This window comes from Salinicoccus kekensis, assembly GCF_900220995.1.
Lineage (GTDB): Bacteria > Bacillota > Bacilli > Staphylococcales > Salinicoccaceae > Lacicoccus > Lacicoccus kekensis.
Window position 1 is genome coordinate 277231 of the sequence record NZ_OBQF01000001.1, and the last position, 17116, is coordinate 294346.

Annotated in this window: 15 protein-coding genes; all 15 read left to right on the top strand. The window is 50.3% G+C overall.

Going from position 1 to position 17116, the window contains the following annotated elements; genetic code table 11:
* Complete coding sequence (infB, locus tag CRN96_RS01320) at window positions 1–2097, top strand: translation initiation factor IF-2 (protein ID WP_097038354.1); 2097 nt, start codon at window positions 1–3, stop codon at window positions 2095–2097.
* A gap of 4 nt (window positions 2098–2101) precedes the next feature.
* Window positions 2102–2437 carry a 30S ribosome-binding factor RbfA gene (rbfA, locus tag CRN96_RS01325; protein ID WP_097038356.1) on the top strand — a complete coding sequence of 112 codons (336 nt, stop codon included), beginning with the start codon at window positions 2102–2104 and terminating at the stop codon, window positions 2435–2437.
* A 51-nt stretch (window positions 2438–2488) separates the two neighbouring features.
* Window positions 2489–3406, top strand: a complete 918-nt coding sequence (gene truB, locus CRN96_RS01330) for a tRNA pseudouridine(55) synthase TruB (protein WP_097038359.1) — start codon at window positions 2489–2491, stop codon at window positions 3404–3406.
* 16 nt (window positions 3407–3422) lie between these two features.
* Window positions 3423–4367: a bifunctional riboflavin kinase/FAD synthetase gene (locus CRN96_RS01335; RefSeq protein ID WP_097038361.1), complete on the top strand. Its 945-nt coding sequence runs from the start codon at window positions 3423–3425 to the stop codon at window positions 4365–4367.
* 97 nt (window positions 4368–4464) lie between these two features.
* Window positions 4465–4734 (top strand): 30S ribosomal protein S15, encoded by a 270-nt coding sequence (rpsO, locus tag CRN96_RS01340; RefSeq protein WP_097038363.1) that lies wholly within the window; start codon window positions 4465–4467, stop codon window positions 4732–4734.
* A gap of 106 nt (window positions 4735–4840) precedes the next feature.
* Entirely contained in the window at window positions 4841–6961 is a 2121-nt protein-coding gene (gene pnp / locus CRN96_RS01345; protein WP_097038365.1) for a polyribonucleotide nucleotidyltransferase, read from the top strand.
* Window positions 6958–7215, top strand: coding sequence for a hypothetical protein (locus CRN96_RS01350; RefSeq protein WP_097038367.1), 258 nt, complete (start codon window positions 6958–6960; stop codon window positions 7213–7215). Before pnp ends, CRN96_RS01350 begins: the two co-directional genes overlap by 4 nt.
* 17 nt (window positions 7216–7232) lie before the next feature.
* Complete coding sequence (locus tag CRN96_RS01355) at window positions 7233–8909, top strand: ribonuclease J (protein ID WP_179647064.1); 1677 nt, start codon at window positions 7233–7235, stop codon at window positions 8907–8909.
* Between the two features lie 57 nt (window positions 8910–8966).
* Entirely contained in the window at window positions 8967–11480 is a 2514-nt protein-coding gene (locus CRN96_RS01360; protein WP_097038370.1) for a DNA translocase FtsK, read from the top strand.
* 10 nt (window positions 11481–11490) lie between these two features.
* Window positions 11491–12735 (top strand): EF-P 5-aminopentanol modification-associated protein YfmF, encoded by a 1245-nt coding sequence (gene yfmF / locus CRN96_RS01365; protein WP_097038372.1) that lies wholly within the window; start codon window positions 11491–11493, stop codon window positions 12733–12735.
* A gap of 4 nt (window positions 12736–12739) precedes the next feature.
* Window positions 12740–14041 (top strand): EF-P 5-aminopentanol modification-associated protein YfmH, encoded by a 1302-nt coding sequence (gene yfmH / locus CRN96_RS01370; protein WP_097038374.1) that lies wholly within the window; start codon window positions 12740–12742, stop codon window positions 14039–14041.
* The gene (locus CRN96_RS01375; RefSeq protein ID WP_097038376.1) at window positions 14034–14726 is read left to right on the top strand and encodes an SDR family NAD(P)-dependent oxidoreductase; all 693 of its coding nucleotides are present in this window, start codon (window positions 14034–14036) and stop codon (window positions 14724–14726) included. The genes yfmH and CRN96_RS01375 overlap by 8 nt, the downstream gene beginning before the upstream one ends.
* Window positions 14723–15544, top strand: coding sequence for a DUF3388 domain-containing protein (locus CRN96_RS01380; RefSeq protein ID WP_425442493.1), 822 nt, complete (start codon window positions 14723–14725; stop codon window positions 15542–15544). The genes CRN96_RS01375 and CRN96_RS01380 overlap by 4 nt, the downstream gene beginning before the upstream one ends.
* 8 nt (window positions 15545–15552) lie before the next feature.
* Window positions 15553–16386, top strand: coding sequence for a helix-turn-helix domain-containing protein (locus CRN96_RS01385; RefSeq protein ID WP_097038378.1), 834 nt, complete (start codon window positions 15553–15555; stop codon window positions 16384–16386).
* Window positions 16387–16390: 4 nt separating this feature from the next.
* A complete protein-coding gene (gene pgsA / locus CRN96_RS01390; protein WP_097038380.1) occupies window positions 16391–16975 on the top strand; it encodes a CDP-diacylglycerol--glycerol-3-phosphate 3-phosphatidyltransferase in 585 nt (194 codons plus the stop codon).
* The last annotated feature ends 141 nt before the right edge of the window (window positions 16976–17116 follow it).

Consider the following 17116-nt stretch of genomic DNA (forward strand, 5'->3'; position numbering starts at 1 on the left):
ATGAGTAAAATCCGAATTCATGAATACGCCAAAAACAACAATCTGACAAGTAAAAAAGTGATGGAATTTCTGCGCAAAGAAGGTGTGGAAGTCAGCAGTCATATGCGTTCACTTGAAAGCAACGAAGTTTCCCTTCTGGATAAACACTTCGGCAAGACAAGCAAAAATGATAAACAGGATAAAAATCCGCAGAACAATAATCAGCAAAAGACCAACCAGAACAACAAACAGAAGAACACCAGCCAGAAAAACAACACGGGCAAAAAGCAGAAATCCGGAAAACCGAACAAGAACCAGCAGAAACAGGCGGATCAAAAGCCCGTTGCGAATGAAGACCAGTCAGTTGAAGCGAAGACATTCACTTATGAAGAAGGCATCACAGTGGGCGAACTGGCCGAGAAAATCGAAACCGACGCTTCAACCGTGATCAAAGACCTCTTCATGCTGGGTGTTGCAGCAAACATCAACCAGTCGCTGGAAAAAGAGTCTGTCGAACTGATTGCGGACAACTACGGCTTCACGGCCGAAGAAGAGTCCCAGGAGGATGAAGCTGCCCTCGAAAACTATTTCGAGCTGGATGAAGCATCCCTCACAGAGGAAAGACCGAGCGTCGTCACCATCATGGGACACGTCGACCACGGCAAGACCACACTCCTCGACTCGATCCGTGAGACGAAAGTGACGGCCGGCGAGGCCGGGGGCATCACCCAGCACATCGGTGCATACCAGATCGAAGCCAACGGTAAAAAGATCACGTTCCTGGATACTCCGGGACACGCAGCGTTCACTACAATGCGTGCACGCGGTGCGCAGGTGACGGATATCACGATCCTTGTAGTCGCTGCAGATGACGGCGTCATGCCTCAGACGATCGAAGCGCTCAACCATGCCAAAGCTGCGGGTGTACCGATCATCGTTGCAGTGAACAAAATCGACAAACCGACAGCCAACCCGGACCGTGTGATGACCGAACTCGGCGAACACGGCCTGTACCCGGAAGACTGGGGCGGGGACACGATATTCGTCCCGCTTTCTGCACTGAGCGGCGACGGCATCGATGATCTCCTTGAGATGATCACCCTCGTCGGGGAAGTCGAAGAGCTGAAGACACAGAGCGACCGTCCTGCCATCGGTACGGTGATTGAAGCGGAACTCGACAAATCCAGGGGTCCTGCTGCATCACTTCTTGTGCAGCACGGCACTTTGAAAGTCGGGGATTCGCTCGTAGTGGGCAACACATACGGTAAAGTGCGTGCGATGGTCAATGATCTCGGCCAGCGCATCAAGAGTGCCGGCCCTTCCACACCTGTGGAAATCACGGGTCTGAATGACGTGCCGCTTGCCGGCGACCGTTTCGTCGTATTCGAAGATGATAAGAAAGCCCGTGCAATCGGAGAGGCGAGACAATCGGATAAGATCGTGCGCGAACGTGAACAGACACAGAAGGTCAGCCTCGATAATCTGTTTGAACAGATGAAAGAAGGGGAGACGAAAGACCTCAACATCATCATCAAAGGTGATGTACAAGGTTCAGTGGAAGCACTCAGTGCCTCCCTCCTGAAAATCGACGTCGAAGGCGTCAATGTCCGCATCATCCATACGGGCGTCGGAGCGATAAATGAATCCGACGTGACGCTTGCGAACGCTTCGGATGCGATCATCATCGGCTTCAACGTCCGCCCGGACGTCAATGCGAAACGTGCAGCCGAGCAGCAGAAGATCGACATGAGGCTCCACCGCATCATCTACAAGGTGATCGAGGAAATCGAACAGGCCATGAAAGGCATGCTCGATCCTGAGTACGAAGAGCAGGTCATCGGCAATGTCGAAGTCAGACAGACGTTCAAAGTGTCCAAAGTGGGCACGATTGCCGGTTCCTACGTGACCGACGGCAGAATCACGCGTGATTCGGGTGTGAGAGTCATCAGAGAGGGTATAGTCATCTATGAAGGCGAACTGGACACCCTTAAACGCTTCCAGGATGATGCAAAAGAAGTGACTGCAGGTTACGAGTGCGGCCTCACGATCAAAAACTTCAATGACCTGAAAGAAGGGGACCAGATCGAACCTTATATCATGGTAGAGATCGAAAGGTGATTATATGTCCAACAGAAATGAAAGAGTAGCTGAAGAAATCAAGAAGGTCGTCAGCGAGGCTTTAAGGACCAAGGTTTCCGATTCGGATATCGGCATGGTCACGGTGACGGAAGTCGAAGTGACTAAAGAGCTTGAGAATGCGACCATTTATTACACTTCATTGAACGACAACAAAGAAGAGGTTGAAGCCGGGCTGAACCGTGCAAAAGGACTGCTCCGCAGCGAAGTCGCGCGGGAGATCCGCCTGCGGAAAGCACCTGAACTGTCATTCAAATATGACACTTCAATCGAATACGGCAACAAGATCGAATCATTACTGCGTGACATTAAAGAAAAATAAAACAATGGCAAACCGGTCCGGTTTGCCATTTTACATATTACAGGTGATAAAATGTATAATGGTGTATTTCCGATATTCAAGGAAAAAGGCATGACGAGCCATGACGTCGTCTACAAAATGAGGAAAATCCTGCATATGAAAAAAGTCGGCCATACCGGCACGCTGGATCCCGAGGTGACGGGTGTGCTGCCCGTCGTGGTCGGTGAGGGCACGAAGCTCTCTGAGTTCATGCAGACGCGGGATAAATCCTACAGTGCCGAAGTGACCCTCGGAATCTCGACCGAGACCGAAGATGCACACGGTGAAATCATTGAAGAAAGCAACCCGGGCCCGATCCCGGATGAATTGATAGACCGGACGATCAATTCCTTCAAAGGGAGCTACCGCCAGCAGGTGCCGCTTTATTCCTCCGTGAAGGTTGACGGCAGGAAGCTCTATGAATATGCAAGGAAGAACCAGCCCGTCGACCGCCCCGTCAAAACCGTCTTCATAAAAGACATCGTCCGTACCAGTGACATCATCCGGACGGACGACCGGATCACCTTCAAAATCGATGTCACCTGCTCGAAGGGGACCTACATCCGGACGCTTGCAGTCGATATAGGCAGGTCACTCGGCGCGCCGGCCCATATGTCGGACCTGATGCGCACAGGCTCATGCGGTTTCGGCATCGAAGATACAGTGAGGCTGGATGAACTTGCACAATTGCCGGAAGAAGGTAAGAAAGAATGCCTGAAGCCGGTCAGGGAAATCGTGAAATCTGAAAATCTGCTGGAAATCAGTGACGCAGAATTACTTTTCAAAGTAAAGAATGGGCAGAAGCTGATCAAATCTGATATTATTGAAATGGTTAATGATAAAAATAAATATATCGTATTTTTGGATGAAGGCGTGCCGATTGGAATGTATCATCAGCACCCCTCAAAAGAGAACGAATTGAAACCATACAGAATGTTCAACAGACTATGATTAAGAGGCGATTTAAATGGAGATTATACGGCTGAATGCCACAGATCCTATTGATATGAACGGCATCCAGGAGAATGCGACTGCGATCGGTTTTTTTGACGGCCTGCACCGCGGACATCTGAATGTCATCAGGAAAATGATGAAGATTGCAGAGGAAAAACAGTTGAAGAAGGCGGTCATGACTTTCGACCCCCATCCGTCCGTCGTGCTCAACCCGAAGCATCAGCGGACCACCTATCTGACACCTCTTGAAATCAAACTGGAGATGTTTGAAGAGATGGGGGTGGACTATGTATTCGTCGTCAACTTCTCAAGCAATCTTGCAAAACTGGAGCCGGATGAGTTCGTCCAAAAGTACATCATCGGTGCAAAGGTCAAAGAGCTCGTTTCCGGATTCGATTACACATACGGCAGAAAAGGGCAGGGCAACACCACAACCCTGAACAAATATGATGAATTCAATATGACCACCGTCGGGAAATATGCCCTGACCGATGAAAAGGTGTCGACGACGAGCATCCAGCATAAGCTTGCAGAAGGGGACCTGGAACAGGCCAATATCGAGCTCGGACGCACCTATACGATTAACGGTGTGGTGGTGCAGGGCGAAAAGAGGGGCCGCACCATCGGCTTCCCGACAGCAAACATCGAGGCGAGCTATAAATATTTCCTGCCCAAAAACGGTGTCTATTCCGTCACGCTGAAAGTGCATTCGACGGGCAAAATCCATAAGGGTGTCGGCAACATCGGTGTCAAGCCGACGTTCCATGACGACATCGTCAAACCCATCATAGAAGTGCATCTGTTCGATTTTAATGAAACCATCTATGGTGAAAGCGTCACAATCTACTTCCACCATTACCTCCGCCCCGAGGTCAAATATGAAGGTATCGGGCCGCTGGTGGAGCAGATGGAGATTGACCGGGAAGATGCAAAGAAATTACTTGAAGATATCGACTGAAGTGTGTATACTTACCAGAGTACCTTATCTTGGCTGCAAGACACTCCAACTGCTGCTCGGATAAAGGTGTATCAATGATAAAAGGAGGCGTTTCTTTATGGCTATAACACAAGAACGCAAAAATGAACTGATTCAGGAATACCGTGTCCATGAGACAGACACAGGTTCCCCGGAAGTGCAGATTGCTGTACTGACTGAGGAAATCAACTCATTGAACGAACACTTGAAGACACACAAAAAAGATCATCACTCAAGAAGAGGTCTTTTGAAAATGGTCGGCAGACGTAAACACCTGCTCACCTACCTACGTGGAAAAGATGTTCAAAGATACCGTGACTTAATTGCCAAGCTTGGCTTGCGCCGTTAATCACCTATGGCATATCCCATCGGGATATGCCTTTTTTTATATATATTTCAAAGTAAAAGTGATATGATTATTATTAAGCAGTCACACTAAGGAGAGAAGATTAAAGATGACAGAATCTCAAAAAAAGATCTACAAAACGACAATGGGTAAACATGATTTGATCATTGAATACGGGGAGATGGCAAGGCAGGCGAACGGTTCCGTACTTGTCAGATACGGCGACACTGTCGTATTATCCACGGCAACGGCTTCAAGAGAGCCTAAAGATATCGGGTTTTTCCCCTTGACGGTGGCTTATGAGGAGAAATTGTACTCCGTCGGAAAAATCCCGGGCGGGTTCAACAAACGTGAGGGGCGCCCGAGTGAGGAGGCGACATTGACAAGCCGCCTGATCGACCGTCCCATCAGACCTTTATTCCCGGACGGCTACAAAAGGGACGTGCAGGTCATATCGATGGTGTTTTCCGTCGACCCGGATGCATCCCCTCAGATGGCTGCCATGCTCGGATCATCACTTGCCCTCGGCGTGAGCGACATCCCCTTCCAGGGACCGATCGCCGGCGTCACGGTCGGCCTGATCGATGGTGAGTTCATCATCAACCCTTCAGAAGAGGAAATGGAAAAGTCGGAATTGGATCTCCAGGTCGCCGGTACTAAAGATGCCGTCAACATGGTGGAGTCGAGTGCGAAGGAAGTGACGGAGGACGTGATGCTTGAAGGCATCCTGTTCGGCCAAAAAGAGATCAGTAAACTCGTCGAGTTCCAGGAAGAGATCATCGCCGGCATCAACCCTGAAAAGCATGGTGTGGACGGTCAGGAGGAAGACCTCGACCTGAGGAAAGACGTGGAGGAGAAAGTGCGCACGCACGGCCTCTATGATGCGATCCAGGAAATGGATAAGCAGACACGTGAAGAAGGCATCACGAATGCCAAAAACAGCATCCTCGAGACTTATGACGAAGCGGATGAAGATCACGAGGCGACGGTGAAAGAGGCGGGTGCAATCATCGATGAACTGCTCAAGGCAGAAGTGCGCAGGCTGATCACTGAAGAGAAAGTGCGACCGGACGGCAGAAAGCCGGATGAAATCAGACCGCTTGATTCACAGGTCGGGCTCCTGCCGCGTGCCCACGGCTCGGGGCTGTTCACACGCGGACAGACGCAGGCGCTCTCCGTATGTACGCTCGGCGGACTCGGTGAGTACCAGATCATCGACGGACTCGGTGCAGAAGACCAGAAACGCTATATGCACCAATATAATTTCCCTCATTTCTCAGTAGGTGAAACCGGACCGATCAGAGGCCCGGGACGCCGTGAAATCGGCCATGGTGCACTCGGTGAACGTGCGCTGCTGCAGGTCATCCCCGATGCGGAAGAGTTTCCGTATACGATACGTGTGGTATCGGAAGTGCTGGAGTCGAACGGTTCGTCATCACAGGCGTCCATATGCGGCTCGACACTCGCCCTGATGGATGCGGGTGTACCGATCAAGGCGCCGGTGGCGGGCATCGCCATGGGGCTTGTGAAGAAGGATGAAAACTACACGATCTTATCAGATATCCAGGGAATGGAAGATGCACTTGGTGATATGGACTTCAAGGTGGCGGGCACCGAAAAAGGGATCACTGCGATCCAGATGGATATCAAGATCGACGGCCTCGATGAGGGCATCCTGAAAGAGGCGCTCGAACAGGCAAGGACCGGCAGGCTCGCGATACTCGAGAATCTGACTGATGCAATCAGCGAACCGAGGGAGACGCTGTCCCGCTATGCGCCTAAAGTCGAAGTCATGAAAATCAACCCGGACAAGATCCGTGACGTCATCGGACCGGGCGGCAAGAAAATCAACGAGATCATCGACGAGACGGGTGCGAAGCTCGATATAGAGCAGGACGGCACAGTCTTCATCGGTCACAGCGATCCCGAGATGATCAAGCGTGCAAGGGAGATCATCGAAGATCTCACACGTGTCGCAGTAGTCGGGGAAGTGTACATGGGAGAAGTCAAGCGCATTGAGAAATTCGGTGCATTCGTCCAGATTTTCCCGGGCAAAGATGCCCTCGTGCATATCTCGAACCTGGATACGAAACATGTCAAAAATGTTGAAGATGTCACCACAATCGGGGACAAATTCCTCGTCAAAGTGACCAACATCGACAACCAGGGCCGTGTGAACGCTTCAAGGAAGGCACTGCTCGAAGACAAAAAGCAGGAGGACAATAAATGATTTTCAATAAGATCATACTGGATGACAGGGAATTCGAAGTCGACGGTCAGCTGAGGATCAAGGAAGCAAATGAAGTGAAGCTGATCTTCGAAGACTTGAACCTTGGAACTTATTTGAAAGAACTGCATTCCTCAGACAAAGACATCGGCCATCTGGTCATAAAGAACATAGAAGAAACAAGGTACGACACTAAAGAAGTGTCACTCACACACATTACGATTGACGGCAGGCATTATCATGCAACGTTCAAGTGATTTTAGGAGGTAAAGATTTGAAGTCAGAAAACAAAGAGACAGGAAACGTCAAAATCATCCCGCTCGGCGGCGTCGGTGAAATCGCCAAGAACATGTACGTCGTCGAGGTGGATGATGAAATGTTCATTCTTGATGCAGGACTGATGTTTCCGGAAGATGAAATGCTGGGTGTCGATATCGTCATCCCGGATATTTCATATATAAAAGAGAATAAGAGCAAACTGAAAGGCATCTTCTTAAGCCACGGCCATGAAGATGCGATCGGTGCCATACCGTACATCATCGGGGAACTGAATGTACCGGTCTACGGATCGAAATTGACATTGGCACTGGTGAAGGAGCGCCTGAAAGAAAAAGGCGTCAATAAAAAAATCAAATTCTACACGATCAACAGCAAGTCGAAAATGAAATTCAAAAATGCGGAGATGGTCTTCTTCGAAGTCAGCCACAGCATACCCGACGCCTACGGTGTCAGCCTTGAGACCAAATACGGATCCATCGTCTATACGGGGGAATTCAAATTCGATCAGAGCCTCAGCGGTGATTACCGCTACAACATGGCGAAGATGTATGAAATCGCAGGCGAAGACGGCGTGCTCGCCCTCATCAGTGATTCGACGGAGGCTGAAAAGCCCGGCTACAATACAGCGGAAAACCTCGTCGAAGAGCAGATCCTCGACGGTTTCCATAAGGCGGACGGACGGATCATCGTCTCCTGCTACGCCTCCAACTTCGTCCGGATCCAGCAGGTGCTGACCAATGCGGCGAAGACGCGGCGTAAAGTCTCGTTTTTGGGAAGGACTCTTGAAAGTTCATTCAAGACGGCAAGGAACCTCGGATATTTCGATATACCGGAAGGCCTGCTCGTACCGAGCCATGAAATCAAGGATTACCCTAAAAATGAGATCGTGATCATCGCCACCGGGTCGCAGGGTGAACCGATCGAGGCACTCGGGCAGATGTCGAGGGGGACACATGATGTGACGAACATCATCGAAAGCGATACGGTCTTCATCCTGACGACACCTTCATCCAATATGGAGGTCATCCTTTACAGTACGCTGAACGATCTGGTCAAGTCGGGTGCGAATGTCGTCACACCGTCACAGAACATCCACGCTTCCGGCCACGGCCTGAGCGAGGAACTGAAGATGATGTTGAATGTGATGAAGCCCAAATATTTCATTCCGGTGCAGGGTGAGTTCAAGATGCAGATTGCGCATGCCAAACTTGCAGCTGAAACCGGCGTGGCGCCTGAGAACATCTTCCTCCTTGAAAAAGGTGACGTCGCCTCATTCGACGGCAAAGAGATGATCAGTGCCGACAAAGTGACTGCGGGCAATACATTGATCGACGGCAGTGGTGTCGGTGATGTTGGGAACATCGTCCTCCGGGACCGCCGCCTCCTGAGCGAAGATGGGATCTTCATTGCGGTCGTCACGATCGATCCATCTGCCAGGAAGATCATTGCAGGACCGGAGCTGCAGTCCCGCGGTTTCGTGTATGTAAAGAAGAGTGAAGATCTGCTGAAGGAAGCGGAGAGCCGCATCACTGACATCGTCAATGATGCACTGGATGAGAAGAAGCTCGACTGGAGCACCATCAAGCAAAGTATCAGAGATGACCTCGGTAAGTACTTGTACGACAGTACAAAACGGCGCCCGATGATCATTCCGATCATTTCTGAAATATAAATCCTAATGAGACTGTCAGTGATGACAGTCTCATTATCAATCGAAAGAGGAGTTTTTATGACTTCAAAACGTAAAAAAAGTTCAACCCGTAAAAAGGGCAAAAAACAAAATAACAAAACGTATTATTCACTGATGACTTTTGCGTTCATCGTGATAATATTGATTGCACTGTTAAGGCTGGGAGTGGTTGGTGCTTTTTTGGATGCCGTTATGGCTTACGTTTTAGGTGCAAGCCGTTACTTTACATATCTGGTGGCAGTTCTCGCGGGTGTCTATATGATGAGGGAACAGAAAGTGCCGTTCACCAGGCGTATGGGCGGCTATTTATTGTTCCAGTTCGGTCTCTTGTTCCTGCTGCATTCCGTCCTGTATTTGACGAATCAGCCGCGGACCGAAAACTACTACAGTTTCAATGAGATATTCACGGAAATCCGTGCATCCGCAAGCTCGGAGTTCTTTGGCGGCGGCGTATTCGGGCAACTGCTGTTCGCATTTTCGTCGACGGGGATTTCATTGATCGGGACGCTGTTTTTAAGTCTCATCTTCATCTACTTCAGCATCCTCCTCATCACCAACAAAAACATCGCGGATTCACTGACCGCGCATACGAACAAACTGGTCGAAGGCCTGCGGATGGCGGCACTCGCCGCAGCACGGCTGTCTATCAGGCTGTTCAATGCGGCAAAGGATGCCGTTCAGACACTGTTCGACAATAAGAAAGTCGAATCGGCGGCTGCGGATAAACCCCGGAAAAACACCCGGAAAAATAAAGATCACAGTGCGGTGGAAGCGCCTGCAGGCGCAGCTTTGGACACTCCCGTCCAGAACGAGCCGAAAACACTGGAAGCTTTTTCGGCCGATGAATCGATCATCGAGGATATGCACAGCTTCGAGCGTGAAAGCAGCATGAAAATGGCTGCAGAACAAAAGGCGGAACCTGAAGCCCGGGAGGAAGCAAAAGAGCTTCAGCCGGAAATCTCGTCCGGGCCGGAGGCGAAATCTGCGGAAACCGTTTCCGGTGTGAGGGATGAGGCGCTTGAAATCGCGGAACCAGAAGCGGAACCGCAGCAGATCGAATATGAAAGTGAAGACTTCACCGATACGGTGGCCCCGGAAACTGCGGAAGGGGAAGGCGAAATCGATGAGTTTGAAGACGAGGAGCTGAAGAAGCTCATCGAATACCAGCTGCCGTCACTGTCGCTTCTTGATGATGCGGAAGTGTCCGAGAAAGTCAGCAACAAGGAAGTGCTCAAGCAGGGCAAGATCCTCGAAGAGACGCTGAAGAACTTCGGCGTCAATGCGAAAGTCTCAAAAATCAGGATCGGCCCGGCCGTCACCCAGTTTGAAGTGCAGCCGGACATCGGGGTGAAGGTCAGCAAGATCATCAACCTTCAAAATGATATCGCACTCTCACTTGCCGCAAAAGATATCCGTATCGAAGCACCGATACCCGGGAAATCGGCAGTCGGCATCGAAGTGCCGAATTCCGTGATCAGCATGGTCACATTGAGGGAAGTGCTGAAGCGGAAGTCATCATCCAATCCGCTTGAAGTGGCGCTTGGAAAAGACATCTCCGGTGCGCCGATACTTGCAGAACTGAATAAGATGCCCCATCTCCTCGTCGCAGGTGCGACCGGGAGCGGTAAATCGGTCTGCATCAACGGCATCATCGTCAGCCTGCTGATGAACGCGAAGCCTCATGAGGTGAAGCTGATGATGATCGACCCGAAAATGGTCGAACTGAATGTATATAACGGCATCCCGCACCTGCTGAGTCCGGTCGTGACCAATCCGCAGAAGGCGAGCGATGCATTGAACAGGATCGTTTCAGAAATGGAGCGCCGCTATGATCTATTCTCCCATTCCCACACAAGGAACATAGAAGCTTATAACCAGTATCTGGAAAGGGAGAGCGAAAATCCTGAGAAAGTGCAGAAACTGCCTTATATCGTAGTCATCATCGATGAACTTGCAGACTTGATGATGGTCGCCTCCAAAGATGTGGAAGCAAGCATCACGAGGATTGCACAGATGGCACGTGCTGCAGGGATCCATCTGATCATCGCGACACAGAGGCCGTCGGTCGATGTCATCACGGGGATCATCAAGGCGAACATCCCGTCACGTATCGCATTCAGCGTCAGCTCGAACACGGACTCGCGTACCATCATCGACACCCAGGGTGCTGAAAAGCTGCTGGGCCGGGGGGACATGCTATTCCTGCCTTCAGGGCGCTCCAAGCCGCTCAGGGTCCAGGGCGCTTTCCTCGCAGATGGTGAAGTGCAGGATGTCGTCGAGTTCATAACATCGCAGATGAAAGCGAATTACGAGAAATCCATAATGAATAAAACGCCCGCAAAAGAAGAAGTGGAATCTGAGGATGAATTATATCCGGATGCCAAATGGTTCGTCATCGAAGAGCAGCGGGCAAGCGCCTCTCTCCTGCAAAGACAGTTCCGTGTCGGCTACAACCGTGCAGCGAGGCTGATCGATGACCTGGAAGCGAACGGTGTCATAGGGCCGGCAAGCGGCAGCAAACCGCGCAATGTATTGGTTAAAAATGACGAGTGAGGAGTAGTCCATGTATAACGTTAAAACAGAAATCATAAACAACATACCGGTCGTCTTCATAGACACCGGAAAGTTCAAGACGATGAATTTAAAGGTGCAGTTCAGAAGTGAATTGACACGGGAAAGGGTATCTGTGAGGTACTTGCTGAGCCGGATGATGGTGAAGAAGACCGGGAAGTTCACCACAGAGAGCGAATTTTTGAATCACCTCGCACACCTTTACGGTGCGCACCTGACCTCGAATGCCACAAAAAAAGGACGGGATCATCTGGTGTCCTTCAACCTGGAGTTCATCAACTCCAGGTTCGTAAAAGAGGATTTGGATCTTCTCGGTGAGATGACTTCGGTACTGAAGGATGTCCTCGCCACACCGGCGGAGTACGGAGAAGCGGACCGGCAGTTCTTCGAGAGGGAAAAGCGGCTGTATAAGAGCAGGCTGAAAGGTCTGAGGGACAACAAAGCCCAGAAGAGCTTCGAAAACCTGCTCAATACAATGTTTGAAGATGAATCATATAAATATTTATCCCATGGTGTCCTTGAGGATATCGATGACATCACACTCGATGACATCAAAGAGGAGCACCAAAAAATGATGGCGCATGATGAAGCCGTCATACTGATCTCGGGCCACCTCGACGAAGTGGGGGAGGAACACCTCCAGGCGATCCTCAGCCGGGACGAGACGGTGAAGCTCCCATACCGTGGGTATGATTTCAAAAAACCCGAGTTCAAGACAGTCACCGACAGCGAGAGCGTCGAACAGGCGAAGCTCAACATCGGCTTCAGGGCAGATGCAGGGAACGCCGAAGAGCGCATGGCGCTGAATGTCATCAATCAGATGTTCGGCGGGAGTGCGACGAGCTATTTATTCAAGAACATCCGTGAAAAGGAAAGCCTCGCCTACCAGATCCATTCACAGGCGGATATCAAAAACGGCTTCCTCTTCGTGCTGGCAGGTGTCTCGCCCGATCAGACGGCGAAGGCCGAAAATGCGGTCATGCATGAACTGGCCAGGATCAAAAAGGGCGACTTCACCGATGAGTTCGTGGAGGAGACCAAACACCTCATGAAAGTGAACAGGATGGAAGCGGTCGACAAACCGAAAGGACTGATCGCACTCGTATATAACCAGCTGCTGAACGGCACCACCGACGAAGACTGGAAACGCTCGATGGATGCCGTCGACAGGGAAATGATCGTGGAAGTTGCGAACCGGATCCATGCGGATACAGTATATACATTGACAGGGAAGTGACTTGATGAAACACATAGAATATAAAGAAATCGATGAATTTGTCTACCACGATACGATGGATAACGGCCTGGAGGTCTATCTCATCCAGAAAGCGGGCTACAATAAGAAGTTCGTCACATACACTACAAAGTACGGCTCGATGGACAACAGGTTTGAAGTCGATGGGGAAGAATACAGCGTGCCGGACGGCATCGCACATTTCCTTGAACATAAGATGTTCGAAAAAGAAGACGGCGATGTCTTCGATTCATTCGCAAAAGGCGGTGCGAACGCCAATGCATTCACCTCCTATGACAGGACGTCGTACCTTTTCAGCACGACGGATGACTTTTATAAAAATCTCACGCTTCTGATGGACATGGTTGAAAAGCCGTACTTCACCGAAGAGACGGTCGAACGTGAAATCGGCATCATCAACGAGGAGATCAAAATGTATCAGGACAATCCGGGCTACCGCCTGTATTTCGATACGATCAGCCAGATGTACAGCGACCTCCCTGTGAAGATCGACATTGCGGGGACGGAGGCATCCATCAGTGAGATAACGAAAGATCACTTATACTTATGCCATGATGTGTTCTACCACCCGTCAAACATGGTGATGATCATGGCCGGGGATTTTGATGTCGATGAAACTTTCGCTTTCATCCGTGAGCATCAGGAGAAGCGGGGTGCGATCAAGCCCATCGAGGTCAACAGGCTGCTTCCGGAAGAGACGAGGGATGTTGCGAAAAGCAGGCATGACCTTTATATGGATGTCGAGGAGACGAAAGTCATGCTGGGCTTCAAAAATGAAAAAATCGAATCCGCCTCCGAACGGCTGACGCGTGACATTGCGATGATGTTCGGGCTGGATATGATATTCGGGGAACAGTCGGAGTATTACTACCAATTGCTGGAAGACGGCATCATCGATGATTCATTCAACTTTGCCCATAACGAAGAGAAGGATTTTGCGCATGTCCTGATGACGACACAGACGGATGATCCGGAGCGTTTCACCGCTTCGATCCTGGACATCATAGAAGATATCAAAGACCAGGATTTCTTCACCGAGGAGAAGCTGTCGAACCAAAAAAGGGAAGTGCTCGGGGACTATCTGTCGAGCCTGAATTCACCCGAGTATATCGCAAACCAGTATACGAAGTATCTTCTGGACGGGTATGATCTTTACAAGCTGCCCGACCTCATAGAGGAAATAACGGTGGAGGATATCAAAAAGTATATTTTTGACAGCCTGGACCGGGATTACCTCGTGGAATGCGTACTCCGTCCCGAAAGCCAAAGAGAGGCCGTGCATGGCTGAGAAGAATTATCTGCTCGTGGGGGCGTCCGGTGACATCGGCAGGGCGGTCCATTCCGAGCTTGAAGGGGAGAATGTGATCACCGTATCCAAAACGCGCATGCCGCATCACAAAAGCGAGCATCACTTCCTCGATCTCTCCCGTCCGATCACCGAAGAGGATGTGAGGCGGATCACCGCCGGTGCCGAAGTCCTGGACGGACTGATATGGACCCCGGGCGTGGAGCTGTTCGGGCTGTTCCAGGATACGAGCCTTGAAGCTCTGGATGAACAATATAACATATCGGTGCGTTCGCTCATCATATTCATAAAAGTGGTTCTGCCTAAACTAAAGTTGAGCAATAATGGTAGAATAATAGTGATCACTTCAGTGTGGGGCGGCGCCGGCGCGAGTTTTGAAAGCATTTATTCGGCGATGAAGGGTGCACAGAACACGCTGGTCAAATCCCTGGCAAAAGAGCTGGCTGCGACGGGTGTCACGGTGAATGCCATTGCACCGGGTGTCGTGGAAGGCAGCATGACGGATGCACTCCCTGATGAAGACCTTGCAGCGGTGCTCGGTGAACTGCCACAGCAGCGTCTGATCCAGCCTGCCGAAGTCGCGAGCCTTGCAGCCTATCTGCTCAAAGGCGGTTCCAGGAGCATCAACGGTGAAATACTGAATATAAACGGAGGATGGTACACATGATGGATACAGATGACATGCATCCCGAACGTAATATAGAACAGTACCTGGAGTACGAAAACGTCATCAACAGACCGGGTCTGCTCGGGGATATCTCCTCGCTGCTCGGTAACCTCGGCATCAGCATCAACACCATCAATGGTGTTGAAAAGACGCGCCGCGGACTGATCGTGCGTACGGACAACATCGATAAATTGAGGCGGTTCGTCTACATCAGCCAGTATGTCGAAGACATCAACATCATCAAGGTGAGGAAGCCGCAAGTGCGGGACAGGCTTGCCGTCAGGCACGGCCGGTTCATCAAACGCGACGAAGAGGATAAGAAGATCTTCCGGTTCACACGGGATGAAATCGGTATACTCGTCGATTTCCTCGGGGAGTTGTTCATGGAGAAGAAGCACCGGCTGATCGGCATCCGGGGAATGCCGCGCGTCGGCAAGACCGAATCAATCGTTGCGGCAAGTGTGACGGCAAAGAAGAAGTGGCTGTTCCTCTCCAGCACGCTGATCAAGCAGACACAGCGCACAAGCCTCCTGAAAGGCGAGTATGATGACAGCAACGTTTACATCATCGACGGGGCGGTCACTGCCAATACGACGAACAGGGACCATAAGAATCTCATCAGGGAGATGATGAATTATCCTGCGGTGAAAGTTGTCGAGCACCCTGACCTTTTCATAGATGATATGAAATATACGATGGATGATTTTGATTTCATCATTGAGCTGAGAGAGCATGAAGATCAGAAAATCACGTATGAAAAACACAAGAAGAAACATTGGTTCGAAAATGAGGACATGGATTTCTTCAGTGGTTTTTAGGAGGCATTATGAAACTCGGAACATATTTGAGGAACCAGCGTGAAAAAGGCGGCATCACCTTAAAAGAGATGCAGGAGAAGTCGGGCATCAGGAAAAATGTCATAAGGATCCTGGAGTCCGGTGATTTCAACGAGCTGCCCGACCCGAACCATGTATATTTCCTCCTGGAGAAATACTCGAAGGTCCTCGGCATCGATACAGAAAAGTTGTTTTCAAGGTTCAGCGACGAGCTGCCCGGGGAGAATGAACAGTCGAAAAAACGCCAGCAGAATGATAATGAGGATTTCAACTATCTGAAGAAAGTGCTGCTGAGTTTTGGTGCGATGATTGCGGTCATATTCGTCCTGTGGCTGATTTTGCTGCAGGTCGGATCGGAGACGGGTGCGTTTGAATCAAAGCCCATATATGAATCCACTGCGTTCGATATGGCCTCCTTAAACACTGAGGGGGAGCAGGATGCAGCGGAGGAGGAAGATGCTGAGGAAGAGACGGAGAGCCCTGAAGAGGAAGCTGAAGAAGAGGCGCCTTCAGGGACAGATGTCAGCTATACAGGCATGGATGACAACACTTTATTCTACGAGGTGACGGCAGAGGACACCCTGATCGTCACACTGGAGGGTGAAAACTCATGGGTGAGCCTCTCGGATGATGCAGACAACACATATGCATACGAAGAACTCTCCGAAGGGGAGTTTGAAATCAGCGATGAGGCATCCATCCTGTACCTCACGCTCGGCAATGCGCCGGGCCAGGAATTGACGGTGGGCGGAGAGACTGTGGACAGCACTTCTGCCACCGATACCTTCACAGTGTATTACCAATTCACCATTACAAGGGAGTGACGATATGAATATACCTAATCAATTAACGGTTTTTCGAGTGATCCTGATACCCGTCTTCATGTTGTTCGCCCTTGTGGACTTCGGATTCGGGGAAATGACTTTTCTCGGCGGTGAAGTCATCCGGGTGGAGCAGTTCATCGCAGCTGTCGTGTTCGTCATTGGGACGTTCACTGATTTCCTTGACGGCTATCTCGCCCGGAAATGGAATCTGATAACGAACATGGGCAAGTTCCTCGACCCTCTGGCCGATAAACTGCTGGTCACTGCGGGACTGATCGTCCTCGTCGAATGGCACACCATCTCATCATGGATTGCGGTTGTGATCATCGCCCGCGAGTTTGCAGTCACGGGACTCAGACTGCTGCAAATCGAACAGGGGTTTGTAAGTGCAGCTTCAAACCTTGGGAAGGTGAAGACGGTATTCCAGATGCTCGCCCTCATATTTTTACTGTTCGGCGACATCTTCACCCAGTTTGTACCGTTCTCGCCCGGCATGCTCCTGATGTATGCGGCCGTCTTCTTCACCGTACTTTCCGGCGTGGAATACTTCTATAAGGGCAGGGCGGTCTTCAAAGCCGGCTCGAAATGATTCCTGGAGCCCTGTTCCTGCAGCTTTTGGATTTCTGTATGGAAAAGCTTCCGGAATTCAGATTTCTGCACTCCATAAGCGAATATATGTTCGCTTTTTTGCTTCATGCATGATATAATATTATAGAATTAATATTTGGAG

Coding starts and splice junctions, on each gene's coding strand:
- infB (WP_097038354.1), top strand. CDS start 1: ATGAGTAAAATCCGAATTCATGAATACGCCAAAAACAACAATCTGACA.
- rbfA (WP_097038356.1), top strand. CDS start 2,102: ATGTCCAACAGAAATGAAAGAGTAGCTGAAGAAATCAAGAAGGTCGTC.
- truB (WP_097038359.1), top strand. CDS start 2,489: ATGTATAATGGTGTATTTCCGATATTCAAGGAAAAAGGCATGACGAGC.
- CRN96_RS01335 (WP_097038361.1), top strand. CDS start 3,423: ATGGAGATTATACGGCTGAATGCCACAGATCCTATTGATATGAACGGC.
- rpsO (WP_097038363.1), top strand. CDS start 4,465: ATGGCTATAACACAAGAACGCAAAAATGAACTGATTCAGGAATACCGT.
- pnp (WP_097038365.1), top strand. CDS start 4,841: ATGACAGAATCTCAAAAAAAGATCTACAAAACGACAATGGGTAAACAT.
- CRN96_RS01350 (WP_097038367.1), top strand. CDS start 6,958: ATGATTTTCAATAAGATCATACTGGATGACAGGGAATTCGAAGTCGAC.
- CRN96_RS01360 (WP_097038370.1), top strand. CDS start 8,967: ATGACTTCAAAACGTAAAAAAAGTTCAACCCGTAAAAAGGGCAAAAAA.
- yfmF (WP_097038372.1), top strand. CDS start 11,491: ATGTATAACGTTAAAACAGAAATCATAAACAACATACCGGTCGTCTTC.
- yfmH (WP_097038374.1), top strand. CDS start 12,740: ATGAAACACATAGAATATAAAGAAATCGATGAATTTGTCTACCACGAT.
- CRN96_RS01375 (WP_097038376.1), top strand. CDS start 14,034: ATGGCTGAGAAGAATTATCTGCTCGTGGGGGCGTCCGGTGACATCGGC.
- CRN96_RS01380 (WP_425442493.1), top strand. CDS start 14,723: ATGATGGATACAGATGACATGCATCCCGAACGTAATATAGAACAGTAC.
- CRN96_RS01385 (WP_097038378.1), top strand. CDS start 15,553: ATGAAACTCGGAACATATTTGAGGAACCAGCGTGAAAAAGGCGGCATC.
- pgsA (WP_097038380.1), top strand. CDS start 16,391: ATGAATATACCTAATCAATTAACGGTTTTTCGAGTGATCCTGATACCC.